General features: G+C 73.4%; 25 protein-coding genes. 15 read left to right on the forward strand and 10 right to left on the reverse strand.

Annotated features, from left to right (window positions below; genetic code table 11):
• Window positions 1-186: 186 nt before the first annotated feature.
• Entirely contained in the window at window positions 187-1044 is an 858-nt protein-coding gene (locus E1262_RS12825; RefSeq protein WP_162605883.1) for a helix-turn-helix transcriptional regulator, read from the forward strand.
• A gap of 17 nt (window positions 1045-1061) precedes the next feature.
• Here E1262_RS12825 and E1262_RS12830 read toward each other — a convergent pair whose 3' ends face one another.
• The gene (locus tag E1262_RS12830) at window positions 1062-1427 is read right to left on the reverse strand and encodes a YybH family protein (RefSeq protein WP_132103524.1); all 366 of its coding nucleotides are present in this window, start codon (window positions 1425-1427) and stop codon (window positions 1062-1064) included.
• A 78-nt stretch (window positions 1428-1505) separates the two neighbouring features.
• Window positions 1506-2102, reverse strand: a complete 597-nt coding sequence (locus E1262_RS12835) for a cysteine hydrolase family protein (RefSeq protein ID WP_132103525.1) — start codon at window positions 2100-2102, stop codon at window positions 1506-1508.
• A gap of 88 nt (window positions 2103-2190) precedes the next feature.
• On the opposite strand from E1262_RS12835, the gene E1262_RS12840 reads away from it, so the two are divergent.
• From E1262_RS12840 to E1262_RS12855, 4 genes are all read left to right on the forward strand, one after another.
• Entirely contained in the window at window positions 2191-3792 is a 1602-nt protein-coding gene (locus tag E1262_RS12840) for a peptide chain release factor 3 (RefSeq protein WP_132103526.1), read from the forward strand.
• Window positions 3793-3829: 37 nt separating this feature from the next.
• Complete coding sequence (locus E1262_RS12845) at window positions 3830-4507, forward strand: uracil-DNA glycosylase (protein WP_132103527.1); 678 nt, start codon at window positions 3830-3832, stop codon at window positions 4505-4507.
• Between the two features lie 261 nt (window positions 4508-4768).
• A complete protein-coding gene (locus E1262_RS12850) occupies window positions 4769-4972 on the forward strand; it encodes a cold-shock protein (protein WP_026874570.1) in 204 nt (67 codons plus the stop codon).
• A gap of 257 nt (window positions 4973-5229) precedes the next feature.
• Window positions 5230-6039, forward strand: a complete 810-nt coding sequence (locus tag E1262_RS12855; RefSeq protein WP_203453814.1) for a SigB/SigF/SigG family RNA polymerase sigma factor — start codon at window positions 5230-5232, stop codon at window positions 6037-6039.
• Here the strand turns inward: E1262_RS12855 and E1262_RS12860 are convergent.
• Window positions 6036-6917, reverse strand: coding sequence for a LysR family transcriptional regulator (locus E1262_RS12860; RefSeq protein WP_132103528.1), 882 nt, complete (start codon window positions 6915-6917; stop codon window positions 6036-6038). The genes E1262_RS12855 and E1262_RS12860 overlap by 4 nt on opposite strands.
• A gap of 108 nt (window positions 6918-7025) precedes the next feature.
• Between E1262_RS12860 and E1262_RS12865 the strand changes: the two genes are divergently transcribed.
• Window positions 7026-7880, forward strand: coding sequence for an aldo/keto reductase (locus E1262_RS12865; protein ID WP_132103529.1), 855 nt, complete (start codon window positions 7026-7028; stop codon window positions 7878-7880).
• A gap of 7 nt (window positions 7881-7887) precedes the next feature.
• Here E1262_RS12865 and E1262_RS12870 read toward each other — a convergent pair whose 3' ends face one another.
• Both E1262_RS12870 and cutA read right to left on the reverse strand, forming a co-directional pair.
• Window positions 7888-8259: an STAS domain-containing protein gene (locus tag E1262_RS12870; RefSeq protein ID WP_162605884.1), complete on the reverse strand. Its 372-nt coding sequence runs from the start codon at window positions 8257-8259 to the stop codon at window positions 7888-7890.
• A 443-nt stretch (window positions 8260-8702) separates the two neighbouring features.
• Window positions 8703-9020, reverse strand: coding sequence for a divalent-cation tolerance protein CutA (cutA, locus tag E1262_RS12875; RefSeq protein WP_132103531.1), 318 nt, complete (start codon window positions 9018-9020; stop codon window positions 8703-8705).
• A gap of 217 nt (window positions 9021-9237) precedes the next feature.
• Between cutA and E1262_RS12880 the strand changes: the two genes are divergently transcribed.
• The 3 genes from E1262_RS12880 (at window position 9238) to E1262_RS12890 (ending at window position 12017) form a co-directional block, all read left to right on the forward strand.
• Window positions 9238-9921: a PadR family transcriptional regulator gene (locus E1262_RS12880; protein WP_203453815.1), complete on the forward strand. Its 684-nt coding sequence runs from the start codon at window positions 9238-9240 to the stop codon at window positions 9919-9921.
• 228 nt (window positions 9922-10149) lie between these two features.
• Window positions 10150-11193, forward strand: a complete 1044-nt coding sequence (locus E1262_RS12885; RefSeq protein WP_132103532.1) for an ABC transporter ATP-binding protein — start codon at window positions 10150-10152, stop codon at window positions 11191-11193.
• Entirely contained in the window at window positions 11190-12017 is an 828-nt protein-coding gene (locus tag E1262_RS12890; RefSeq protein ID WP_132103533.1) for an ABC transporter permease, read from the forward strand. Before E1262_RS12885 ends, E1262_RS12890 begins: the two co-directional genes overlap by 4 nt.
• A gap of 34 nt (window positions 12018-12051) precedes the next feature.
• On the opposite strand, the gene E1262_RS12895 is transcribed toward E1262_RS12890, so the two are convergent.
• The 4 genes from E1262_RS12895 to E1262_RS12910 form a co-directional block, all read right to left on the reverse strand.
• A complete protein-coding gene (locus E1262_RS12895) occupies window positions 12052-13047 on the reverse strand; it encodes an NAD-dependent epimerase/dehydratase family protein (protein WP_132103534.1) in 996 nt (331 codons plus the stop codon).
• 9 nt (window positions 13048-13056) lie between these two features.
• On the reverse strand, window positions 13057-13578 hold the full coding sequence (locus E1262_RS12900) for a hypothetical protein (RefSeq protein ID WP_132103535.1): 522 nt from the start codon (window positions 13576-13578) through the stop codon (window positions 13057-13059).
• A gap of 292 nt (window positions 13579-13870) precedes the next feature.
• Window positions 13871-14722, reverse strand: coding sequence for a hypothetical protein (locus tag E1262_RS31705; protein ID WP_132103536.1), 852 nt, complete (start codon window positions 14720-14722; stop codon window positions 13871-13873).
• A 42-nt stretch (window positions 14723-14764) separates the two neighbouring features.
• Window positions 14765-15274, reverse strand: a complete 510-nt coding sequence (locus E1262_RS12910; protein ID WP_162605885.1) for an RNA polymerase sigma factor — start codon at window positions 15272-15274, stop codon at window positions 14765-14767.
• Window positions 15275-15424: 150 nt separating this feature from the next.
• Here E1262_RS12910 and E1262_RS12915 point away from each other — a divergent pair, with 150 nt between their 5' ends.
• On the forward strand, window positions 15425-15808 hold the full coding sequence (locus E1262_RS12915; RefSeq protein WP_420810521.1) for a YjbQ family protein: 384 nt from the start codon (window positions 15425-15427) through the stop codon (window positions 15806-15808).
• On the opposite strand, the gene E1262_RS12920 is transcribed toward E1262_RS12915, so the two are convergent.
• On the reverse strand, window positions 15801-16766 hold the full coding sequence (locus tag E1262_RS12920; protein ID WP_132103539.1) for a glycosyltransferase: 966 nt from the start codon (window positions 16764-16766) through the stop codon (window positions 15801-15803). The genes E1262_RS12915 and E1262_RS12920 overlap by 8 nt on opposite strands.
• Window positions 16767-16892: 126 nt before the next feature.
• Here E1262_RS12920 and E1262_RS12925 point away from each other — a divergent pair, with 126 nt between their 5' ends.
• The 5 genes from E1262_RS12925 to E1262_RS12945 form a co-directional block, all read left to right on the forward strand.
• On the forward strand, window positions 16893-18533 hold the full coding sequence (locus E1262_RS12925; RefSeq protein ID WP_132103540.1) for a carbamoyltransferase family protein: 1641 nt from the start codon (window positions 16893-16895) through the stop codon (window positions 18531-18533).
• Entirely contained in the window at window positions 18533-19966 is a 1434-nt protein-coding gene (locus E1262_RS12930; RefSeq protein ID WP_132103541.1) for an HAD-IIIA family hydrolase, read from the forward strand. The genes E1262_RS12925 and E1262_RS12930 overlap by 1 nt, the downstream gene beginning before the upstream one ends.
• Window positions 19963-20991 carry a glycosyltransferase family 9 protein gene (locus E1262_RS12935; protein WP_132103542.1) on the forward strand — a complete coding sequence of 343 codons (1029 nt, stop codon included), beginning with the start codon at window positions 19963-19965 and terminating at the stop codon, window positions 20989-20991. The genes E1262_RS12930 and E1262_RS12935 overlap by 4 nt, the downstream gene beginning before the upstream one ends.
• Before the next feature lies 1 nt (window position 20992).
• Window positions 20993-22198, forward strand: coding sequence for a glycosyltransferase (locus E1262_RS12940; RefSeq protein WP_132103543.1), 1206 nt, complete (start codon window positions 20993-20995; stop codon window positions 22196-22198).
• Window positions 22195-23114 (forward strand): PfkB family carbohydrate kinase (locus E1262_RS12945; RefSeq protein ID WP_203453817.1); only part of this gene is annotated, 920 nt, incomplete at its 3' end. The genes E1262_RS12940 and E1262_RS12945, both read left to right, overlap by 4 nt.

A 23114-nucleotide genomic window follows, 5' to 3' on the forward strand; every position in this document is an offset into this window, starting at 1 on the left:
CTCGGGCCGCGACGAGGCATTCAGCGAGCCACGCCGGGCGAGCGCCACGCCTGAGGGGCCGCGGCGTGCTTTGCTATGACGCAACACGATCATCGGGGACTGACGTCAGACCTCGCGGTCGGCGACCAGCAACTGATCATGGGGGTGCGGCCGGGCCGAAGGAGCCCGGCTCGGGGAGGACCGGCGATGGGCAGCCAGGGCCAGGCGACGGCTCAGCACGACAGCACCGACGCACCGTCCCGGCTGCCGCGCATGCGCCGGCCGGCCGAGACCCCGTCGGCGTCCCGGCGCGCACCGAGCGCATCGCGACCGGCGCCGGGCGGCGCTCCGCCGGCACCCGGCGACGCCACCGGCCGGGCCAGCCGCACCACCCGCCTGGACAGCCTGGCCCGCGAACTTCACGCCGCCGGCCGCCAAGGCCGCACGTCGTCGTGGCTGGCCGAGCGGCTCGGTGTCTCGGCTCGGACGGTGAAGCGCGACGTCATCGCCCTGCAGCAGGCCGGCGTCCCGATCCGGGCGTCCAGCGGGCCGCAGGGCGGCTACGTCATCGACCAGTCCGGGCAGCGCGCCCTCAGCCTGACCCCCGACGAAGCGCTGGCCATCGTCGTCGGGCTGCAGGCGGTTCCCGACCAGCCGTTCGCCGCGGCCGGGTCGTCCGCGGCGGCCAAGGTCCTGCGGGCGGTCGCGCCCGACCGCCGCGCCGACGTCACCGCCGTCGCGCAGCGCATCTGGATCCGCCCCGGCGAGCCGGAGCCACCGCACGACGACGCCGTCCGCACGGTCCTCGCCGACGCCATCCGCGACCACCGCGTCGTCCTGCTCGACCACGCACCCGCCGGCGCCACCGGCACGGTGACCGAGCAGGTCGAGCCGCTCGGGTTCGCCCACTCGCGCGGCGCTTGGTTCGTGCTGGTGTGGAGCCGCGAGGCCGACGCCGGCCGCTGGTTCCAGCTCGACCACGTGACCGCCGCGCAGCCCACGCACGAAACGTTCGAGCCGCGCGACGTGCGGGAGATCTTCCGCCCGGTCCCGGCCGCTGACTAGGGGCGGCCGGCCCGCCGTCACCGTCCGGGCGCGTGGGGCCACTCCTCGAAGGCGCGGCAGCGCCCGTCGTCGTCGAGCCGGACGATCCACAGATCGCGGTACTCCTGCGTGACCGGATCGCCGTAGTGGACCTCGGCGCGCACGACCGCGGTGTCGCCGTCGACGGCGACGATCTCCGTCCAGAGCCGGAAAATCTCGTCGGGCCCCTCGCGTGTGGCTTCCCACATCCGCCCGATGTCAGGCAGGCCGACCACCGGTTCTCGGTACGGTCCCTGCAGGTAGGTCGCGTCCTCGGTGAACACCTCGTTCAGGGCGTCGACGCCCGGGCTGCGCCACGCCCGCTCATAGGCCTCGATCCAGGCCCGGACCGCTGGTTCGTCCATCAACACCTCACATGTCGGGCCACGCACGCCACACTCACACTCACACTCGTGGGAGCCTCCGGCCCCAGTCGCGGCCGGTCAGGCAGTCACCGGCGCGCCGGTCAGCTCGTCGACCCGCACCACTGTCGCGAACCGGCCGGCCAGCGCATACTCCGTCCGCGTCAGGACGTCCTCGACGCTCAGGGTGCGTGGGTCGGCCAGGATCTCGGCGTTGCTCCGCCCGGCCGGCGCCTCCGGGTGCTCGATCGGATTCGTCGCCGTCGCATCGATCACGAACGTCACCCGGTAGCCCAGGTCCGACGCCAGCCGCGCCGTCGTCTCGCAGCACTGCTCGGTGCGGATGCCGCTGACCACCACCTCGCGGACGCCGCGCTCGGTGAGCAGTTGCTGCAGGCCGGTCGTCGTGAAGGCGTTGTGCGAGGTCTTCGTCAGCACCGGCTCGCCGGGCCGCGGGTCCAGGCCGGGCTGCAGCCGGACGTATCCCAGCTCCGGGTCGAAGACGGTGCCGGTGCCGGGCTCGCTGTGCAGCACCCAGACGACGAGGTCGCCCTTGGCGCGGGCGTGGTCGACCAACCGGGCCGCCTTCCCGGCCACGTCCGGGTCGGAGATCAGCTCCCAGCTCGGCCGCTGCCGGAACGACTCCTGGACGTCGATGACGAGTAGCGCTCTGCTCATGTCACCGATGGTGCGCCGGGCGGGAGGCCGTGCCCAGGCGCGATCGAGCCGATCTACCGCGACATCCGGCCACCGTAGACTTGATGCCATGCCCCCCTCCTCCGCCGCGTCGCCGGCTGCTGTCTCCGGCGTCGCCGCCGAGGCGGCGCGGCGCCGCACGTTCGCCGTCATCAGTCACCCCGACGCCGGCAAGTCGACGCTCACCGAGGCCCTGGCGCTGCACGCGCGCGTCATCGGCGAGGCGGGCGCGGTGCACGGGAAGTCGGGGCGGCGCACGGTCATCTCCGACTGGATGGAGATGGAGCAGGCCCGGGGCATCTCGGTCACGTCGGCGGCGCTGCAGTTCGAGTACCAGGGACACGTGATCAACCTGCTCGACACCCCGGGACACGCCGACTTCTCCGAGGACACCTACCGGGTGCTGGCCGCCGTCGACTGCGCGGTCATGCTGCTCGACGCCGCGAAGGGCCTGGAGCCGCAGACGCTGAAGCTGTTCGACGTCTGCCGGCACCGCGGCGTCCCGGTCGTGACGTTCGTCAACAAGTGGGACCGGCCGGGTATGCACGTGCTCGACCTCGTCGACGAGCTGGACCAGCGCATCGGGCTGACGGCCACGCCGCTGAACTGGCCGGTCGGCGAGGCGGGCACGTTCCATGGCCTGCTGGACCGCGACGACGAGACCATGACGACGTTCGAGCGGGCGCCCGGCGGCGCGCGCATCGCCGAGGAGCACGTCCTGACCGCGGCCGAGGCCAAGGAGCGGTACGCCGACGCCTGGGGCACCGCGCTGGACGAGGTGTCGCTGCTCGACACCCTCGACACGGAGACGTTCCTCACCGGCACGTCGACGCCCATGCTGTTCGGCGCAGCCGTGGTGAACGTCGGCGTGCGTCAGCTGCTCGACGCCCTGGTCGCGCTGGCCCCTCCGCCGAGCGCCCGGCCCGACGCCGAGGGCGCGCCGCGGCTGGTCGACGCGCCGTTCTCGGGGCTGGTGTTCAAGGTGCAGGCCGGCATGGACAAGGCGCACCGCGACCGCCTGGCGTTCGTCCGGGTCTGCTCCGGACGGTTCGAGCGCGGCGCCGTCGTCACGCACGCCGCCACCGGCCGCCCGTTCGCCACCAAGTACGCCCGCACCATGCTCGGCCGCGAGCGCGAGACCATCGACATCGCCTACCCCGGCGACATCGTCGGCCTGGTCAACGCGAACGCGCTGACCGTCGGCGACACCCTGCACGCCGAGGGCGCCCCGGTCGCGTTCCCGCCGATGCCGTCGTTCGCGCCGGAGCACTTCGTCACCGCCCGCACCGCCGACACCAGCAAGGCCAAGCAGTTCCGCCGCGGCATCGAGCAGCTGGCCGAGGAGGGCGTCGTCCAGATCCTCACCTCGAACCGGCGTGGCGACGGCGCACCGATCCTGGCCGCCGTCGGGCCGCTGCAGTTCGAGGTCGCCACCACCCGGCTCGGCCAGGAGTTCGGCGTGCCGGTCGCCCTCGACTCCCTTCCCTACGGCTTGGCCCGGCGCACCGACGCCGACGGGGTCCCGGTGCTGAACGCGGAGGCCGGTGTCGAGGTGGCGGAACGCCGCGACGGCGCGCTGCTGGCCCTGTTCCCGGACAAGTGGCGGCTGGCGTCGGTGCAGCGCCGGCATCCCGACATCGTGCTCGAACCGCTCGTCGCCGGGGCTGACTGACGCACGGACAGGGCACGCCTTCTCTACACTGACCGCCATGACCGCTCGGCCGCTCTCCGAACTCGTCGATCCCGGCTGGGCGCGCGCCCTCGAGCCGGTCGCCCCGCGCATCGCCGCCATGGGCGAGTTCCTGCGCGCCGAGCTGGCCGCCGGACGCAGCTACCTGCCGGCGGGGCAGCACGTACTGCGGGCGTTCACCCAGCCGTTCGACGACGTCCGAGTCCTCATCGTGGGCCAGGACCCCTATCCCACGCCCGGGCACGCGGTGGGGCTGAGCTTCTCGGTGGCGTCCGACGTCCGGCCGCTGCCGCCGAGCCTGGTCAACATCTTCCAGGAGTATTGCGACGACCTCGGGTATCCGCCGCCCAGCAACGGCGACCTGACCCCGTGGGCCGAGCACGGCGTACTGCTGCTCAACCGGGCTCTGACGGTCGCGCCGAGAAATCCCGGCGCGCACCGGGGAAAGGGCTGGGAAGAAGTCACCGAGCAAGCGATCCGGGCGCTCGTCGGGCGCGGAACGCCTTTCGTGGCCATCTTGTGGGGTCGCGATGCGAGAAATCTCCGGCCACTACTTGGTAACGTTCCATGTATTGAGTCGGCCCACCCGAGCCCCATGTCCGCCCGCAACGGCTTCTTCGGCTCACGCCCGTTCAGTAGGGCAAACGAGCTTCTGGAGGGGCTTGGTGTCCTGCCGGTCGACTGGAAGCTTCCCTGAGACGCCGCGTTCACTAAGTGGGATACACACTTGTGCAACTAGCGTTCGATCATCGTATGCTTCCCGGCGCGGGCCCAAGGTGGTACTGTTTCCGCGGTTGCAGTAACAGTTCCTCGCACGTCCTTGAACGCCCGTGGGATGTTATCGCGGGCGTTTTTCGCTTCTCTGTGCCTCCAGCACTGTGGTAGCGGGAGACGGCGGCAGCAACCCGGAGGTCGCACGGTGCGGCTTCCGTCACCGTCCCGTAGGAGGACACGGCACATGGCACAGGGAACCGTCAAGTGGTTCAACGCTGAGAAGGGCTTCGGCTTCATCGCACAGGACAACGGCGAGCCGGACGTCTTCGTGCACTACTCGGCGATTCAGGCCGACGGCTACCGCACGCTGGACGAGAACCAGCGGGTGGAGTTCGAGATCACCCAGGGCCCGAAGGGCCCGCAGGCTGACGCGGTTCGTCCGGTCTGATCAACCTGTCACATCGCTGCCCCCGTCCCTTCCGCAGGGACGGGGGCAGCGGCGCGCCCGGGGTTCATTCCCTGTGGTCCGGACCGCCCGCCGGAGGCCATTCCCGCTGCTGGAAGCGCTTGTCCGAATCCCTCGCCAAGGGGTAGACGGACCGTTCTGTTCAGAAGGGGCTTGATAACGGCCGGGTAACTGTGGTTCGGTGGTTGGCACGTGGTCAAGCAATCGCCACTTCGCTTCATTCTGGAGAGGTGTAGGCCGTGCAGACCCACGTTCTCGCGACGACGGACGACCATCAGCACCAGCACCAGAACACCGACCGTCACGAACTCACCAACGACCTGCTCCGCCGGGCCGCTCGCAGCACCGGCCAGCAGCGCCAACGCCTCATCGACGAGGTCGTTTTTCTTCATCTGCGCCTGGCCGAGTCGATCGCCCGGCGCTACTTCGGGCGGGGCATCGAGCGCGACGACCTGCTGCAGGTCGCGCACCTCGGCCTGGTCAACGCCGCCCAGCGGTTCGACGCCGACCGCGGCAAGGACTTCGTGTCCTTCGCCGTCCCCACCATCACCGGCGAGGTCAAGCGCTACTTCCGCGACCACGGCTGGACCGTCCGCCCGCCGCGCCGGGTCCAGGAACTCCACGCCCGAGTGACCGCCGCCACGGCGGAGATCTCCCAGGCCAAGGGTGCGGCCCCGACGCCGGCCGAGCTGGCCGAACACCTCGGCGTCGAGCTCGACGACATCCTCGAGGCCAGTGCGTCGCACGAGTGCTTCACGGTGGCCTCCATCGACTACCGCGGCACCGGCGGCGACGAGACCCCGCTCGCGGAGACGCTCGGCGAGGACGACGACGGCTTCTCCCGCGCCGAGGCCGTTGTCGCGCTGGCCCCGGCCTGCCGTGAGCTCAAGCCGCGCGACCGGCGGATTCTCTACCTGCGCTTCTTCAAGGGCTGGACGCAGCAGGAGATCGCCAAGGAGCTGGGCGTCACCCAGATGCAGGTCTCGCGGCTGCTCGCCCGCATACTCGGCCAGCTGCGTGACCGGGTCGGCGACTCGGCGGTGGTCTAGACCCGCTCGTCCAGCAGCTCGAGCAGCCGATCGACGGCAACCCCGCGGCGCTGGGCGGCCGGTAGCGCGACGGAGACCGCCCAGCGCGGCAGGGCGTCCTCGATCGTCAGGACGTCGAGCCCCTGGGCGGCGCGTTTGCGGCTGACGTGCTCGGGCACCAACGCGACGCCCAGCCCGTGCCCCACGAGGTCGAGCAGCGTGTGGACGTCGTTGACCTCCATGGTCACCCGGCGGTCCAACCCGGCCGCGGCGAACGCGGCGTCTGCCAGCTGCCGGGCGCCCCACTCCTCCTGGAAGTCGACGAACGCCGTGCCGTGCAACTCGGCCAGCCCGATGCGGCCGCGCCCGGCGAGCCGGTGGTCGGGCCGGCACAGGACGACCATGCGCTCCGTGTTCAGCGGGATGAGCTCCACCCCGTCCGGCGGCGGCGCGACGACCGGCACGAACGCCACGTCCAGGACGCCGGCACGGACGTCGTCGAGCAGCCGGGCCGAGCCGGCCTGGTCCAGGCGGACCTCGACGCCGGCGTGGGCGACCCGGAACCGGGCCAGCAGGCCGGGCACGTCGACGGCGCCCAGGCACTGCTCGGCGCCGATGCGCACCGTCCCGCGCAACAGCCCGTTCACGGCGGCCACCGCCTCGCGAGCCGCCTCGACCGACGCCAGGGCCGCCCGCGACTCGGCCAGCAGGGCCCGGCCGGCCTCGGTGAGGCTGACCTGCCGGGTGTTGCGGTGGAACAGCGCCGCGCCGAGCTCACGCTCCAGCGTCCGGATCGACGCCGACAGCCCGGACTGGCTGATGATGAGCCGCTGTGCCGCCCGGGTGAAATGCCCCTCCTCGGCGACGGCGACGAAATGCTCCAAGTGCCGCAGTTCCACGATTGAGAATCGTAGCTTCTGAATTCGTTCGGGTTCTCCTGTTGGACACACCGTGGACCGCACACCAAGACTGGAGGGACTCACCACCGATCCCGGAGGTCACATCCCATGCAGTTCCGCCGCATCGGCGACGTCCAGGTCAGCGCCATCGGACTGGGCGGCATGCCCATGTCGATCGAGGGCCGGCCGGACGAGGCGCGCTCGATCGCCACGATCCACGCGGCACTCGACGCGGGCATCACGTTCATCGACACCGCCGACGCCTACCACCTCTACGCCGACGAGGTGGGACACAACGAGACGCTCATCGCCAAGGCCCTGGCCGCTTACGGAGGCGACACGTCCGGCGTCCTCGTCGCCACGAAGGGCGGTCACCTGCGCCCCGGCGACGGGTCGTGGACGAGGAACGGCTCGCCCGACCACCTCAAGCGGGCCTGCGAGGCGTCGCTGAAGCGCCTCGGCGCCGACGCGATCGGCCTCTACCAGTTCCACCGGCCCGACCCCTCGGTCCCGTATGAGGAGTCCGTCGGTGCGCTGCGCGAGCTCCTCGACGAGGGCAAGATCCGGATGGCCGGCGTCTCCAACGCGAACCCCGAGCAGATCGAGCTGGCCAACCGCGTGCTGGACGGCCGCCTGGTGTCGGTGCAGAACCAGTTCTCGCCCCGGTTCCGCAGCAGCGAGCCGGAGCTGGACCTGTGCGACCGCCTTGGCATCGCGTTCCTGCCGTGGAGCCCGCTCGGCGGCATCTCCCGCGCCGGCGACCTCGGCTCCGCACACGAGCCGTTCGCCCGCGTCGCCGCCGCGCACGGCGTCAGCCCGCAACAGGTGTGCCTCGCCTGGATGCTGGCCAAGAGCGAGCAGGTGATCCCGATCCCGGGGTCCAGCCGCCCGGAGACGATCCGCGACTCTGGCGCCGCCGTGGACCTAATGCTCACGCCGGAGGAGCTGGCATCGCTCGACTGAGCGCGGGTCAGGCCAGACGCGCGAGCCCGGCCTGGCGCTCGGACATGGACGCCTCGAGGGCGTCGCCGATCTCGCTGTAGCAGCGCGGCGCCGGCCCGGCGGCCGCCCGCTCGATCTGGGCCCGCACGTCGTGATCGCGGGTGACGACGCAGACGCCGCCGCCCCGGGCGCGGATCCGCTGGTGCAGGCCGACCAGCGCCGTCGCCGCTGACGGGTCGACCGAGCCGGCCCGGCCCAGGTCGACCACGACATGACGGCTGTCGGCGGCGTTGGCGGCCCACCGGATCTCGTCGGCCAGAGCGGCGTCGAGATCGCCGGGAACGGTCAGGATCGTGCAGCCACCGAAGTCGCGGGCCTGCACGGCGACGTCGTTGCTCACGGACGCTTCACCACCATCGGTTTCGGGACGCCTGGACTCCACCCCGAGTCCTGCCAGGCCTCCAGTGGTCGGCACCCGACGAGGGGAGCGTTCGCCCCATCCGGTGCCGATGTCATCCGACGCCTACCTTTACTGAGCGTCGCATGTACTGTCAAGGTCTCGTCGGATCATCGCGCGGACGTCACTCTGGCACGCCGGCCGCCCAGAATCAAGATCCTTTGCATCGGCGATTCCCCTTTCCCTTGCGGGACTCGCCGCCACCTGGGACCTCGCGGCCGGCCCTGGGGCAATCGGTCGTGCCGCGGCGGATGCAACCAGGGGCCGCGGTCGGGCGTCATCACGTACGGCGGGCCACGGGGCCCGTCACGGGGGTGCCCGCGCCGTCACGGCGCAGTCGGGTGGCCGGGTCCGCGTGCCGAACGCGGACCCGGGCCCGGGGGCCGTCAGTCCGTCTCGGCGCTCAGCCACGCGAGATACGCGTCGCTGCCGCCCGCGATCGGCGTCACCACGATCTCCGGCAGGTCGTACGAGTGCACTTCGCGCAGGTGCGCCGTCAGCGCCTCGGCCCGGGTCGCTGTGGTCTTGACCTCGACGCGCCACTCGGGCTCCGTCCGCACCGCGCCCTCCCAGCGGTAGACGCTGGCGATCGGGACGATCTGCGCGCACGCACCGAGCCGGGCCGCCACGACGCCGGCGGCGAGTTCATGCGCCGCCGCCTCGCTGCCCGCCGTCGTGGTGACGATGACGTGGTCGCTGGACATGACTCGCAGCCTATTACTCCAGCCGAAGATCGTGATCTTGGTCGTGTCGCTGCGGGCTCAGAGCGCGCGCCGATGACGGGGCCGCCGCTCCAGCAGGCGCCGCTCGGACTCCTGCGTATCGAGCCCGGATGTGACGATCTACGGCTGGAGCACAAGTTGACAACGCACACCCGGAGGCGAATACTCGAAGTCGAGTATTCGATACCGAGGAGGCGTCGTGGCCGCCATCCGTCCGTCCAATCCCCTGGCGCTGGCCGTGCTCGTTCTGCTGTGGGAACGACCCATGCACCCGTACGAGATGTCGAGCACCCTGCGCGAGCGGCGCAAGGAAGACAGCATCAAGCTCAACTACGGCTCGCTGTACTCCGTCGTCGAGTCGCTGCAGAAGCGCGGGCTGATCGAGGCGGCCGAGACGGTGCGCGAGGGCCGGCGGCCGGAGCGGACCATCTACGCGATCACCGAGACCGGCGCGCAGGTCATGGTCGACTGGATGGTCGAGCTGCTGAGCACGCCGAAGAAGGAGTTCACCCAGTTCGAGGCGGCGCTGTCGCTGGCCGGCGCGCTGCCACCCGAGCAGGTCATCGAGCTGCTCGGGCAGCGGCTGCGCAACCTGCGCTTCCACCAGAAGGCCGTCGAGGCGATGTTCGAGGAGGCGAGGGCGGTCAAGCTGCCGCGGCTGTTCATGATCGAGGCCGAGTTCTCCGCCGCCCTGCTGACGGCCGAGATCGCGTTCGTCGAACAGTTGCTGGCCGAGCTGCGAACCGGCACCCTCGGCGGGTTCGCCATGTGGCAGCGCATGCACGAGCTGCGCCGGGCCGGCGTGCCGCCGGAGAAGATCGAGGCGAAGCTCAACGTGGAGTTCGCCGACGAGCTCGCCTTCGCCCAGGACGAGGACGCTTAGTCCTTTTCGTTGTGGGACTCGCCGCCGCCTGAGACCTCGCGGTCGGCCTTGGTCCAGACAGCTCGACTCCCGGCCACGGTGCTGCAACACCACGGCCGGGAGCCGATCGAAAACGAGGAGCCGGAGACTCACCACGCGGATCGCCCCGACCCCACGGTCCTGCACCACCAAGGATACGGGCGACACCACGCGGCACCGGTTCCTTCCCACCGGAAGGAGAACCGCACCATGCAGCACGCCATCGAGGCCAAGGGTCTGGTGAAGACCTACGGCAAGGGGGCGAAGGCCGTCCGGGCGCTGTCCGGCGTCGGCTTCGCCGTCCCCCGCGGCACGGTGTTCGGCCTGCTCGGGCCGAACGGGGCCGGCAAGTCGACCACCACCAAGATTTTCACCACGCTCTCCACGCCGGACAGCGGCACCGCCGTCGTCGCCGGGCTGGACGTGGCGAAGGAGCCCGGCCGGGTCCGGCACGCGATCGGCTACGTGCCGCAGAAGCCGTGCTTCGACCCCACCGCCACCGGGCGCGAGAACCTCACCCTGCAGGGCCACGTCTACGGGATGTCGGGTTCGGACATCCGCACCCGCGGCGACCAGTTGCTGGAGCGGTTCGGGTTGGCCGACGCCGCGAACCGGATCACCAAGACGTGGTCCGGCGGCATGCAGCGCAAGCTCGACGTCGCACTGGCGCTCATGCACCGGCCGCAGGTGCTGTTCCTCGACGAGCCCACCACGGGCCTGGACCCGGAGGCCCGCGCGGACATGTGGGCGGAGATCTCCGGCGTCACGCAGGCCGACGGTGTCACCGTCCTGCTCACGACCCATTACCTGGAGGAGGCCGACCAGCTGGCCGACCGGCTGGTCATCATCGACCGCGGCCAGGTCGTGGCCGAGGGTACTCCGGAGGAGCTGAAGGGCGGCCTCGAGGGCGACGCCGTCCAGGTCGAGCTCGCCGACCCGAGCCAGCAGGAGGCCGCCCACCGGGCTGTGGCCGCCGTGCGCGGTGTCGGCGAGATCACCGCCGACGGCGCCCGGCTGCACGCCCGCGTCGGCAACGGCGCGGCGACGCTGCCCGGCCTGCTCGCCGCGCTGGACGGCGCCGGCGTCGCCCCCGCCTCACTGACGGTCGCCCGGCCGTCGCTCGACGACGTCTACCTACGGCACGCCGGCCGGTCCTTCCACAGCGCCGACCGCGCCGGCCTCGCCGGTGCCACGCAGACGGAGGTGGAGGTGTCGACTGCGGCCCGCCGCACGGCGTCAGGGAGGCAACAGTGAGCGCGACCCTCGCACCCGCGGCCCAGGCCCGTACCGCCGGCGGGCAGCGCGGCGCCGCGCTCCGGCACGCGGTGTACCTGACCGGGCGGTCGCTGCGGATCCTCCGCCGCGAGCCGGTGTACCTGGCGTTCACGCTGATCCAGCCGATGGTGTGGCTGCTGCTGTTCGGCGCGCTGTTCGAGCGGGTCGCCGACCTGCCCGGCTTCGGCGACATCTCCTACCTGGAGTACCTCACCCCCGGCGTCGTCGTCATGACGGCGATGATGTCGGCCGGGTGGGCGGGCAGCCAGTTCATCGACGACATGCAGCGCGGCGTCATGGACCGCAACCTCACGTCGCCGGTCAGCCGGGGCGCGCTGATCACCGGCGCGCTGGCCTACCAGGCGGTCGTGACGGTCGTGCAGTCGCTGATCGTGTTCGGGGTCGGCCTGCTCGCCGGCGCCCGGTACGACGGCGGTGTGGCCGGCGTGCTCGTCGTGCTGCTCTGCGCCACGCTACTGGCGGTGATCTTCGCGGCGCTGTCCTGCGCGGTGGCGCTGACGCTGCGGTCGCAGGAGTCGCTGATCGGGGTGTCGCAGTTCCTGACGCTGCCGCTGGCGTTCATGTCGACGGTGATGATGGCGCCTGCTCTACTGCCCGGGTGGGTCGGCACGGTCGCCCGCTACAACCCGGTCGACTGGGCGGCCCGGGCCAGCCGCGAGGCGTTGCTCGGAAGTCCGGACTGGTCCGCCGTGTTCGGCCGGGCGGGGCTGCTGGCCGCGCTGACCCTCGTCATGGCCTGGCTCGCGACCCGGGCGTTCCGCGCCTACCAGCGGTCGGTCTGACCCCTTCCGCCGCTCGCGCCCCGCGCCGCCGTCGTCAGCGGCCGGGGTGCAGCGGCGCGGTCGGCGCGCCGGCGCTCTCGGCCATGCCGGTCAGCGCCTCCCGGAGCGCCTGCCGGCCGGTGTGAGTGGGCTGCCAGCCCAGCTCCCGCCGGGCCCGGCCGCTGTCGAGCGTCGGCAGGCCGAGCAGCAACCGCAGCAGCTGGTCGTCGGACGGGATGAGCCGCAGCCGCCAGGCCCCCGCCGTCGCCAGCGCGGCCGCGGTGTCCGGGATCGTCACCACCCGGGTCCGCAGCACCTCGCCCAGCCCGGCCGCGTCGATGACGTCGTCGGTGGCGACGTTGAAGGCACCGCGGGCGTCCCCCGTCGCGACCCGCCGGACCACGTCCGCCACGTCGTCGGCGTGCACCGCCTGGAACCGCAGGCTCCGCGGCGCGGTGACCACCGGCAGCCGGCCCGGCCGCAACAGCGTGCGCGGCAGCAGCGGGCCGGCGAAGATGCGGGCCTGCTCGCTGGCGGCGGGCCGCTGGAAGACGAAGCACGGCCGCAGCCGTACGACCCGCACGTCCGGATGCCACAGCTCGAACGCGTCGAGGTACCGCTCGAGGTAGGACTTCTCGCGGCCGTACGCCGCGGTGGGGCGGGCGTGCGTGGGCCAGCTCTCGTCGACGTGCCGTCCCGGACCGGCCGAGTAGGCGCCCACCGACGACACGTAGACGAGCGTCCGCACGCCGGCCCGGGCCGCCGCCTCGAACGTCGCGATGCCCCCGCGCACGTTGACCTCCCACGTCCGCAGCGGGTCGTGGGTGGGCTGGAACGCCCAGGCCAGGTGCACCAGTACGTCGCATCCTGCGAGCGTGGGCACCAGGTCGGACGTGGCGATGTCGGCGGCGGCGAACGTGGTGCGCGCGGGCAGTCGCAGCGGCGGGCGCCGGGCGATGGCCACGATGTCGGTGACCTCGGAGTCGGCCGCCAGCACCGGGACGATGCTGAACCCGAGATTGCCGGTCGCGCCGGTGACGGCCACGCGCATGGGTCCTCCTCAGGTCACCGTGCCGAACACCCGGGCGGCCGCCCGGACCCGGAGCGTCTCGACCTGCGCCGCCTGTTCGGTCGCCCGCTCGATGAGGCGGTCCATCCGCCCGACGTCGGGCCGGCCGTGTGCGACGCCGACGGTGCGCAGCGTCCGCCAGCCGCTGGCCTTGCCCTCGATCCCCAGCCGCAGCATCTCCAGCTCGACGACGGCGCTCAGCGGGGAGCGGGTGAGCAGGTGGCCGTTGAACTTCAGCCGGCCGGCCAGCTCCGCGGCCGCGGCGGTGTAGAGCTTGTAGCGGCGGATCGGCACGTCCAGCTCGTCCATGATCGCGACGAGTTCCTCGCGGTCGGCGGCGATCTCCTCGGCCAGGCCGCTCAACGGCTCGCCCAGCGGCGTCCCCCGCATGCTGCGAGCGAGCCGGCGCACCAGCTGCACGCCGGCGGTCGCGCCGGCCAGATGGTCGTTGAGGTAGATCCCGAGCAGCTGGGGCTCGGGACGGATGGTCTGCTCTGCTGCGGGCTCGGACACCGCGCCTCCTCGCGAATGGGCGACGTGCGTCCGTTACCCCGTCCGGTGGCCGGTATTCGGAGGTGGTCCGCGGACCTCCTCCGACGCGAGTTGATCACGTTGAGCGGGCCCGCGCTTTGCGGGCAGCGCGGCGGAAGGGCGGCGTGTATTCGCTTCACCAGGCATGCATTCCTGGTGAACCGTGAACACACCTAGCCCGACGGAATTAAAAGGTTGCGACCCCGGCCTCCGCAGCGAACCGGGGCCGCAACCTGCACCCGACGTCGCTTGGTACGTCAGGCGTTCTAGGGCCCTAACGGTCTGGACCGTGAGGGCGTTCTCCGGAGTTGCCGTTGCTGTTATCGGAGTTTCCGGAATTGCCGGAGTTCCCGCCTCCGTTGCCGGACTCCTGGCCCGGCGCTTCCGGCCGGCCGGGAGCGGACTCCGGATGGCCGGGAGGGGTCTCCGGCCGGTTCGGCGGCGGTATCTCCGGCTGGTCCGGATTGCCGGGCGTCTCGGGCTTTCCGGGAGGGGTCTCCGGTTTGCTCGGCGGTGTCTCCGGTTTGCCCGGCGGTGTCTCCGGTTTGCCCGGCGGTGTCTCCGGCCGGTCCGGGTTGCCCGGCGTCTCGGGCTTCCCGGGGGGAGTCTCCGGCTTACCGGGTGGAGTCACCGGCGAGCCGGGGTCATCGGGCCGGCCCGAGTCGGGCTCGGCGGTCGGACGGACGCGGTCCGGCGGGGTGTCGCGCAGGTCGTCGTGGTCGGCGTCGGGCGCGTCGCGCTGGAAGCTGATCGGCGTGACCGTCTCGATGAACGACTCGACGCGTGCCTGCGCCGCGCCGGGCAACGCCCCCGCGGCGGTGGCGGCGCTGAGACCGGTGAACACGACCACCGCGCCGGTGACGACGCGGGCCCGCGGGCTCACGCCCGCCAGCCACGATCGCAGCCGGCGGCCGGCGGGCGTAGGGATCAGCGGGGCGGGCTCGATGCCGCTGAAGTCACCGCTGGCCATCCGCTGCGCCAGCTCGGCCGACGGCCGCACCGGCTGCCGCGCGGCAGCCCGGATCTGCCCGACGGCGCCGGCCAACGGCGCGAGTCCGGGCGTGACCGGGCGGCCAGCCAGCAGGGCCTCGACGGCATCCTCGTCGAGTAGGTGCAGCGGAAGCATCTCGTTACTGAAATCGTCGCGCCGGCGCCGAGGGGTACGGGGTCACTCGATTTTTCTTCGCAGTGCGGTCAGGCCACGCCGTTGCAGCGCCTTCACCGCGCCCACCGAGCGGCCGACGGCGCGGGCGACCTGCTCGACGGTGAGGTCGCCGACGATGCGCAGCAGCAGGACCTCGCGCTGCTCCACCGAGAGCGTCGCGCACAGCTCGTACACCCGCCGCAGCCCCAGCGCGTCCAGCGCCTCGGCCTCGGCGTCGCCGCCCGGCCCGTCCAGCGTGGCGGGGTCGTCGGTGGGCTCAGCTGGACGCCGCGTGGCCCGCCGTCGCTCGTCGATGAGCCGCCGGTGCGCGATGGTGAAGACCCACGACCGGAACTGCGACTCCGTCCCCTCGAACGAGGAAAGCCCGGCGAAAACGCCGAGGAAGACCTCGCTGGTCAGATCGTCCGGCTCGGTCGCGCCCTGGAGACGGAGATAGCCGGTGACGACCGGCGCGAGGTCGGTGTACAGGCGCTCGAACGCCCACGGCGCGCCCGCGCGCGCCGCGTCGAGCACGACCTCGAAGTCTTCCCCGATGATCGCTCGCCTCCCGTTGGCGCCCGCCGCAAAGTCTGATCACCTGGCCTGAAGGTTACGGGCAGACGTCGGCCTTCCGGAACGTCAATGGACGGGAGCCGCCAGAATAGAGCAGTGGACAGCCGTCTCATCGACCTGCGGACCGGCACCGACCTGGTGACCGACGTGACCCGCGACGTACTCGACTTCTGCCGCGGCCGGGGCGACGGCCTGTGCCATCTCTTCGTGCCGCACGCCACGGCCGGGCTGGCGCTGATCGAGACCGGCTCCGGCACCGAGCCCGACCTCGCCGGCGCCGTGGACCGGCTGCTGCCGCGCGAGGACGTCTACCGCCACCGCCATGGCAGTCTCGGCCACGGTCGCGACCACGTCCTGCCGGCCTTCATCGCGCCGTCGCTGACGCTGCCGGTGCTGGGCGGCGCGCCGGCGCTGGGCACCTGGCAGAGCGTGGTCGTCGTCGACTCCAACGTCGACAACCGCGACCGGAAGCTGCGGCTGTCGTTCCTCAGCTGACGGCGCCGGCCAGGACGGCGTCCCAGTCGTCGAGGAAGCGCTTGAGCCCGTAGTGCGACAGCGCGGCGTCCCGCGCCGCCGCACCGGCCGCCCGCGCGGCCTCCGCATCGCGCAGGTACAGCGCCACCGCGTCGGCCAGGTCGGACGGCCGGACGGAGACCCGGCCCGCGGCCGGCGGCACCGCGAACGGGGCCTCGGTGCAGCCGAGCACCACCACCGGCATCCCGAGGTGCATCGCCTCCAGCAGGGACAAGCCGAGCGACGTCCAGCGGTGCAGGTGGACGTAGACGCGGCGCCTCGCCAGCTCGGCGTGCATGTGGTCCTGCGGGAGGTCGGCGTACGTGCGCAGCCGGCCGCCCGGCGCGGGTATCGCCTCGAGCAACCGGTCGACCGCCATCCCGAACACGTCCACCGGCGCGACGTCCAGTACGCCGGGCAGCAGATCCGTACCGACCGCACGACCGCGCCGGACCGGCTCGTTGACGACCACGCCGGCCGCCTCGACGTCGCCGGTGTACCGGTAGCCGGGGTCGACGATCCCGTGCTCGATCACCGTCGCCGGCGCGCCGCCGGAATCCCAGACGAGAGCGTTGAAGTGGGTCACGTGCACGATCGGGATGTCGCACCGCCCGGCCAGCGGGTGCCGGGTCGTCACGGCGCCGTCGCCCGGCGTGTTGTGCTCCAGGTAGACGGCGGGGACGTCGACGCCGGGCCGCCGGCCCAGCCACTGCTCGGCCAGGGTCAGCTCGTGCGGCCGCTGCAGGATCACGACGTCGACTTCGCGGTCGCGAAGCTCCTCCGGCGGGACCTCGGCGGCGTTGCGCTGCCACAGGTAGGTGCCGGCCCGGCCCCGTCCGTCGGGACCGCGGCCGGGCAGGACCGGGACGAAGTAGTCGTGGCGGCCTTGGACCAGCGATGTCGTATAGGCGCCATGCACGTGCCAGAGCAGAACCCGCATGGCTCAGCCGTGCCCAGCGTTACTCGATCCATGCGCCGAAGAAACGCTCCCGAGTGAAGCGTTTCCGGTCGGCACAACGGGGCACTGGAGGCGAGTACGGCAATTGTCGCGGAAGGGCAAGGTCCGATGAAGGTGCTCGGCATCAACGCGATCTTCCACGACCCCGCCGCCGCCCTGGTGATCGACGGCGAGGTCGTGGCGGCCGCCGAGGAGGAACGGTTCAGCCGCCGCAAACACGGCAAGCGGCCGGTCCCCTTCTCGGCGTGGGAGCTGCCCGAGCAGTCCGCCCGCTGGTGCCTGCAGCATGCCGGCCTGGAGCCGGCCGACCTCGACGCCGTCGGGTACTCGTTCGACCCGGCGCTGGCCCGGCCGGCGGCGGAGCAGGGCCTGCACGATCCCTGGGACCACCTGCGGCTGACGTACGCCAAGGCCGCGCCCGGCTTCATCGCGACCGCGCTGCCTGGCCTGCACCGCGACCGCGTCCACTACGTCGCCCACCACGTGGCGCACGGCGCCTCGGCCGGGCTGGCCGCGCCGTTCGCCGGCTGTGACGTGCTGGTGCTGGACGGCCGCGGCGAGTCGGCCAGCCACCTGGCCGGCCGCTACGACGACTCCGGCGTGCTGAAGACGCTGGTCACGCAGGAGCTGCCGCACTCGATCGGGCTGCTGTACGAGGACGTCACCGAGCACCTCGGCTTCCTGCGCAGCAGCGACGAGTACAAGGTGATGGCACTGGCGGCGTACGGACGGCCCCGCTACCTCGACGCCGTCCGCGAGGCCGTGTACCCGGTCCACGACGGCGGCTTTCGAACCGAGCCGGTCGACTGGGCCGTCTACGCGCCCGCCCGCCGCCCCGGCCAGGACTGGACCGAGGAGCACGCCGACCTGGCCGCCAGCGTGCAGCGCCGGCTGGAGGAGGTGCTGGTCGAGCTGGCGTCGTGGCTGCGGGCACAGACCGGCGGCACCCGGCTCACCCTGGCCGGCGGCGTCGCGCTGAACTGCGTCGCCAACACCGTCGTCGCGCGGGAGGCCGGGTACGACGAGCTCTGGGTGCAGCCGGCCGCCGGTGATGCCGGGACGGCGCTGGGCGCGGCCCTGCATTTGGCCCGCACGCTGGGTGACACCGTGCGACCGATGCCAGGCGCCGACCTCGGCCGCACGTGGAGCGACGATGAGCTCGAGGCGGTGTTGCGCGCCGCGCGGCTCCCCTACGAGCGGCCAGCCGACGTCGCCGAGGCGGTGGCCGAGGCCCTGGCCGCCGACGGCATCGTCGCCTGGTTCCAGGGCCGCGCCGAGTACGGGCCGCGGGCGCTCGGGCACCGGTCGCTGCTGGCCCATCCCGGACGCGCGGCGAACCTGGACCGGCTCAACGCCGTCAAGGGCCGCGAGCGGTTCCGGCCGGTCGCGCCGATGGTGCTGGCCGAGCGGGCCGCCGAGGTCTTCGCCCGCGGGCCGATCCCGTCGCCGTACATGCTGTTCACCCACGACGTCGCACCCGCCTGGCGGGACCGCGTCCCGGCCGCCGTCCACGTCGACGGCACCGCTCGCATCCAAACGGTGGACCGAGGGACCGAGCCGCTGGTCGCCCGCCTGCTCGACGCGTTCGAGCGGCGCACCGGGCTGCCCGTCGTCATCAACACCAGCCTCAACACCGCCGGCCGGCCCATGGTCGACAGCCCGCGGGACGCGCTGGAGTGCTTCGGCTCCGCGCCGGTGGACCTGCTGGCGCTCGGCCCGTTCGTCGTCCGCCGCCCGGGGGTTCCGTGATGGCGGTGCTGCCCACGACCGTCGTGGTGCCGACCATCGGCCGGCCCAGCCTCGATGTGCTGCTGCGCTCGCTGCGTGAGTCCGCCGGGCCGCGACCGGCCGACGTGATCGTCGTCGACGACTCCGAGACGCGGTCCGGCCCGGCGGCCGCCCGCAACCGGGGCTGGCGGCGGGCCCGCACGCCCTGGGTGAGCTTCCTCGACGACGACGTCATCGCCGAGCCGGACTGGCTGGCCCGGCTGGCCGGCGACATCGCGGCCGCCGGTCCGGACGTCGCCGGCAGCCAGGGCCACGTGACCGTGCCGCTGCCGGCCCGGCGCCGCCCGACGGACTGGGAGCGCGGCACCGCTGGACTGCAGGACGCGCGGTGGATCACCGCGGACATGAGCTACCGGCGGTCGGCGCTGGTCGCGGCCGGCGGCTTCGACGAGCGGTTCCCGCGCGCCTACCGCGAGGACGCCGACCTCGCGCTGCGGGTGCAGGACGCCGGCGGCCGGCTGGTCCACGGCCGACGCGGCGTCGTCCACCCGGTACGGCCGGCCGGCTTCTGGGCCAGCGTCCGCGCCCAGGCCGGCAACGCCGACGACGTGCTGATGCGCCGGCTGCATGGGCCGGACTGGCGGGAGCGGGCCGGCGCCGGACCCGGCCGCCGCCGGGCCCACCTGGCGACGACAGCGGCAGCGGCGGGCGCGCTGGCACTGGCCGCGACGGGACAGCGCCGGGCCGCCGGTGCCGCCGCCGCGGGCTGGCTGGCCGCGACGGCGCGGTTCGCCGGCCGGCGGATCGCGCCCGGCCCGGGCGACCCCGCCGAGCTGGCCCGGATGCTGCTGACCAGCGCCGTCATCCCGCCGGCCGCGGCGTGGCATGCCGCCGCCGGCTGGCTGCGGCACCGCGGCGCCGGCCCCTGGCGCGGAGTGCCCGATCTGGTCCTGCTGGACCGCGACGGCACCCTGATCCACGACGTGCCCTACAACGGCGACCCAGAGCGGGTCGAGCCGCTGCCCGGGGCGGCCGACGCCCTCGACCGGCTGCGGGCCGCCGGCGTCCGGGTGGGCGTCGTCACCAACCAGTCCGGCATCGCCCGCGGGCTGCTCACCGAGGACGACGTCGAACGCGTCGGCAAGCGCGTCGAGCAGCTGCTCGGGCCGTTCGACGTGTGGCGCAGCTGCCCGCACGGGCCGGACGACGGCTGCGGCTGCCGCAAGCCGGCGCCGGGCATGGTCGCGTCGGCCTGCGCCGAGCTCGGCGTGCCGCCGGACCGCTGCGTCGTGATCGGCGACATCGGGGCGGATGTCGCCGCGGCGGAGGCGGCCGGGGCGACCGGCGTGCTGGTACCGGGCCCGCAGACCCGCCCGGAGGAGGTGGCCGCCGCCCGACACACCGCCCCCGACCTCGGCACCGCCGCCGACGCACTGCTCGGGGGTGCGTGGTGAGCCGCCGAGTGCTCTGCGTCCGGCTCGACAACGCCGGGGACGTGCTGCTGACCGGACCGGCCATCCGCGCTGTCGCCGCGTCCGGGGCCAGGGTCACCGTGCTGGCCGGGCCCAACGGTGCCGCGGCCGCCCGGCTGCTGCCAGACGTGGCCGAGGTCCTCGAATGGCGCTGCCCCTGGATCGACCCGAAGCCGGACCCCGTCGACTCCGAGGACATCGCCGCACTGGTCAGCCGGCTGCGCCGAGGGAGCTACGACGCCGCCCTGGTCTTCACCGCCTTCCACCAGTCGGCGCTGCCGACCGCACTCGTGCTGCGCCTGGCCGGCATCGACAGCGTCGGCGCGGTCAGCGAGGACTATCCCGGCGCCCTGCTGGACCTGCGGCACCGCGTCATCGTCGAGGACCAGCCGGCCGCCGAGCGCGCGCTGTCGCTGGCGACGGCGGCCGGTTACCGGCTGCCCCCTGGCGACGACGGTGCGCTCCGCGTACGGCAGCCGCTACCCGACGTCCGGCGCCTCGCCGGTGCCGGACCGTACGTCGTGCTGCACCCGGGCACGTCGGCTCCGGCCCGGGCCTGGCCGGTCGAGCGGTTCGCCGAGACCGCGCGGCTGCTGCACACCGCGGGGCGGCGGGTCGTGGTGACCGGCGGGCAGTCCGAGACGCCGCTGACGCGCACCGCTGCCGCAGGCGTCGCAGTCGACCTCGGCGGGCGTACCGACACCGGCCAGCTCGCCGCCGTGCTGGCCGGTGCGGACGTACTCGTTGCCGGCAACACCGGCCCGGCGCACCTCGCCGCCGCGGTCGGCACCCCGGTGGTCTCGTTGTTCGCCCCGACGGTGCCGGCCGCGTGCTGGGCGCCCTACGGCGTCCCCCATGTCCTGCTCGGCGACCAGCACGCGCCCTGCCGCGACAGCAGGGTCATGACGTGCGTCGTCCCCGGGCATCCCTGTCTGTCGTCGGTGACCGCGGCCGAGGTGGTCCGCGCCGTCGCGGCGATGTCTCGTCTCTCCGAGAGGGTGGTCTGAGTTGAGGATCGCGATGGTTTCGGAACACGCCAGCCCGCTCGCCGTCATCGGCGGTGTCGATGCCGGCGGGCAGAACGTCCACGTGGCGGCACTCGCCGCGGAACTGGCCGCCCGTGGCCACGACGTCACGGTGTTCACCCGGCGGGACGACCCACGCTCGCCGGACCGGGTGGCCGCACCCGGCGGGTACGCCGTCGAGCACGTACCCGCGGGGCCGCCGTCGGACGTCCCGAAGGACGAGCTGCTGCCGTACATGGACGGGTTCGGCGACTGGCTGACGCGGCGCTGGTCCGCGGAGCGCTTCGACGTGGCGCACGCGCACTTCTGGATGAGCGGCCTGGCCGCGACCCGAGCTGGGCGCGCCACCGGCGTACCCGTCGTGCAGACGTTCCACGCGCTCGGCGTGGTGAAGAAGCGGCACCAGGGCGCGAAGGACACCAGCCCGCCGGACCGCGTCGCGCTGGAGAGCCAGCTGTGCCGCCGCGTCGACCACGTCGTCGCCACCTGCACCGACGAGGTCGCGGAGCTGAGCGCGCTGGGCCTGCGGCCGGGGCGGGCGACGATCGTCCCGTGCGGGGTGGACCTGCGGGCGTTCCGCCCGCGCCTCGCGCCGCCGCGGCCCCGGGAACGGCAGCGGCTGCTCGCCGTCGGCCGGCTGGTGGAGCGCAAGGGTCTTGCGGACGCCGTCGACGCCCTCGCCGAGCTGCCCGATGCGGAACTGGTGATCGCCGGCGGACCGCCCGCCGACGGCCTCTCGGTGGACCCGGAGGCGCAGCGACTGCTGGCCCGGGCCCGTGCGAACGGGACGGCGGAGCGCGTGCGGCTGCTCGGCCGGGTCGGCCGCGAGGAGATTCCGGAGCTGTTCGGCACCGCCGACGTCGTGCTGGCCGTGCCGTGGTACGAGCCGTTCGGCATCGTCCCGGTCGAGGCGATGGCGTGCGCGCGGCCGGTGGTCGGCACGGCGGTCGGCGGACTGCTCGACACCGTGCTGCCGGGCGTGACCGGCGAGCTGGTGCCGCCGCACCGGCCGGATCTGATCGCCCGCGTGCTGCGCGAGCTGCTGGCCGACCCGCGGCGGTGCGCGGCCTACGGCGCCAGCGGCCTGGAGCGGGCCCGGCACCTGTACGGCTGGGACCGGGTGGCCCGCGACACCGAGCGTGTCTACGCGCGGGTGGCCGCGGCCGTGCCGACGGAGGCGTCTCGATGAGCGTGCGGATCGCGGTCCTCGGCGACGTGCTACTCGACATCGACCTGGTCGGGCGGGCCGGCCGGCTCTCCCCGGACGCGCCGGTCCCTGTGCTGGAGGACCTCACCGAGCATCCGCGGCCCGGCGGCGCCGCGCTCGCGGCCTGGCTGGCCGCGGCCTCCGCCGAGGTGACGCTGGTGGCGCCGCTGGCCGACGACGAGGAGGCGAGGCGGCTTGTCGAGCTGCTGGCCGGACGGGTCACGGTGCTGCCGCTGGGCTACGCCGGGCACACCCCGGTCAAACAGCGGCTGCGCGCGGGCGGGCAGACGGTCGCCCGGCTTGACCGCGGCGGCGAGCCCGCCACCGTCGGCGACCTGACCCGGCCGGCGGTCAACGCGCTGTCCGAGGCCGACGCCGTCCTGGTCTCCGACTACGCCCGAGGGGTGACGTCGGTGCCGAGCATCCGATGGTTGCTGCAGACGCTTCCGCGGCGGAGACCGGTGGTCTGGGACCCGCATTCCCGCGGCGCGCCGCCGGTCCCCGGCGTCCACCTGGTGACGCCGAACGAGGCCGAAGCGGCCGCCTGGGCGGGCCGCATCGACCCGCCCGTGACCGGCGCGGACGAGGGCGGCTGCTGGGCGCGCGCGGCCCGCGCCGCCGACGCCCTGGTGCAGGAGTGGCAGGCCGGGGCGGTGGCGGTGACGCTCGGCGCGTCCGGTGCGCTGCTCTCGCACGGCCCCGGCGCGCCGGTGGTGGTCCCGGCGCCGCCCGCGCCCGGCCTCGACTCCTGCGGCGCCGGCGACGCGTTCGCCGCCGCCGCGACGACCCTGCTCGGTGCCGGTGAGCTGACCGACGCCGCGGTCGGCCACGCGGTGACGGCGGCGACGGCGTACGTGGCGGCGGGTGGGGCGGCCGCCGTCGGGACGAGGGACGGCGG

It is taken from the genome of Jiangella aurantiaca (genome assembly GCF_004349105.1).
Lineage (GTDB): Bacteria > Actinomycetota > Actinomycetes > Jiangellales > Jiangellaceae > Jiangella > Jiangella aurantiaca.

Coding starts and splice junctions, on each gene's coding strand:
- E1262_RS12825 (WP_162605883.1), top strand. CDS start 187: ATGGGCAGCCAGGGCCAGGCGACGGCTCAGCACGACAGCACCGACGCA.
- E1262_RS12830 (WP_132103524.1), bottom strand. CDS start 1,427: ATGGACGAACCAGCGGTCCGGGCCTGGATCGAGGCCTATGAGCGGGCG.
- E1262_RS12835 (WP_132103525.1), bottom strand. CDS start 2,102: ATGAGCAGAGCGCTACTCGTCATCGACGTCCAGGAGTCGTTCCGGCAG.
- E1262_RS12840 (WP_132103526.1), top strand. CDS start 2,191: ATGCCCCCCTCCTCCGCCGCGTCGCCGGCTGCTGTCTCCGGCGTCGCC.
- E1262_RS12845 (WP_132103527.1), top strand. CDS start 3,830: ATGACCGCTCGGCCGCTCTCCGAACTCGTCGATCCCGGCTGGGCGCGC.
- E1262_RS12850 (WP_026874570.1), top strand. CDS start 4,769: ATGGCACAGGGAACCGTCAAGTGGTTCAACGCTGAGAAGGGCTTCGGC.
- E1262_RS12865 (WP_132103529.1), top strand. CDS start 7,026: ATGCAGTTCCGCCGCATCGGCGACGTCCAGGTCAGCGCCATCGGACTG.
- cutA (WP_132103531.1), bottom strand. CDS start 9,020: ATGTCCAGCGACCACGTCATCGTCACCACGACGGCGGGCAGCGAGGCG.
- E1262_RS12885 (WP_132103532.1), top strand. CDS start 10,150: ATGCAGCACGCCATCGAGGCCAAGGGTCTGGTGAAGACCTACGGCAAG.
- E1262_RS12895 (WP_132103534.1), bottom strand. CDS start 13,047: ATGCGCGTGGCCGTCACCGGCGCGACCGGCAATCTCGGGTTCAGCATC.
- E1262_RS31705 (WP_132103536.1), bottom strand. CDS start 14,722: ATGCTTCCGCTGCACCTACTCGACGAGGATGCCGTCGAGGCCCTGCTG.
- E1262_RS12920 (WP_132103539.1), bottom strand. CDS start 16,766: ATGCGGGTTCTGCTCTGGCACGTGCATGGCGCCTATACGACATCGCTG.
- E1262_RS12925 (WP_132103540.1), top strand. CDS start 16,893: ATGAAGGTGCTCGGCATCAACGCGATCTTCCACGACCCCGCCGCCGCC.
- E1262_RS12930 (WP_132103541.1), top strand. CDS start 18,533: ATGGCGGTGCTGCCCACGACCGTCGTGGTGCCGACCATCGGCCGGCCC.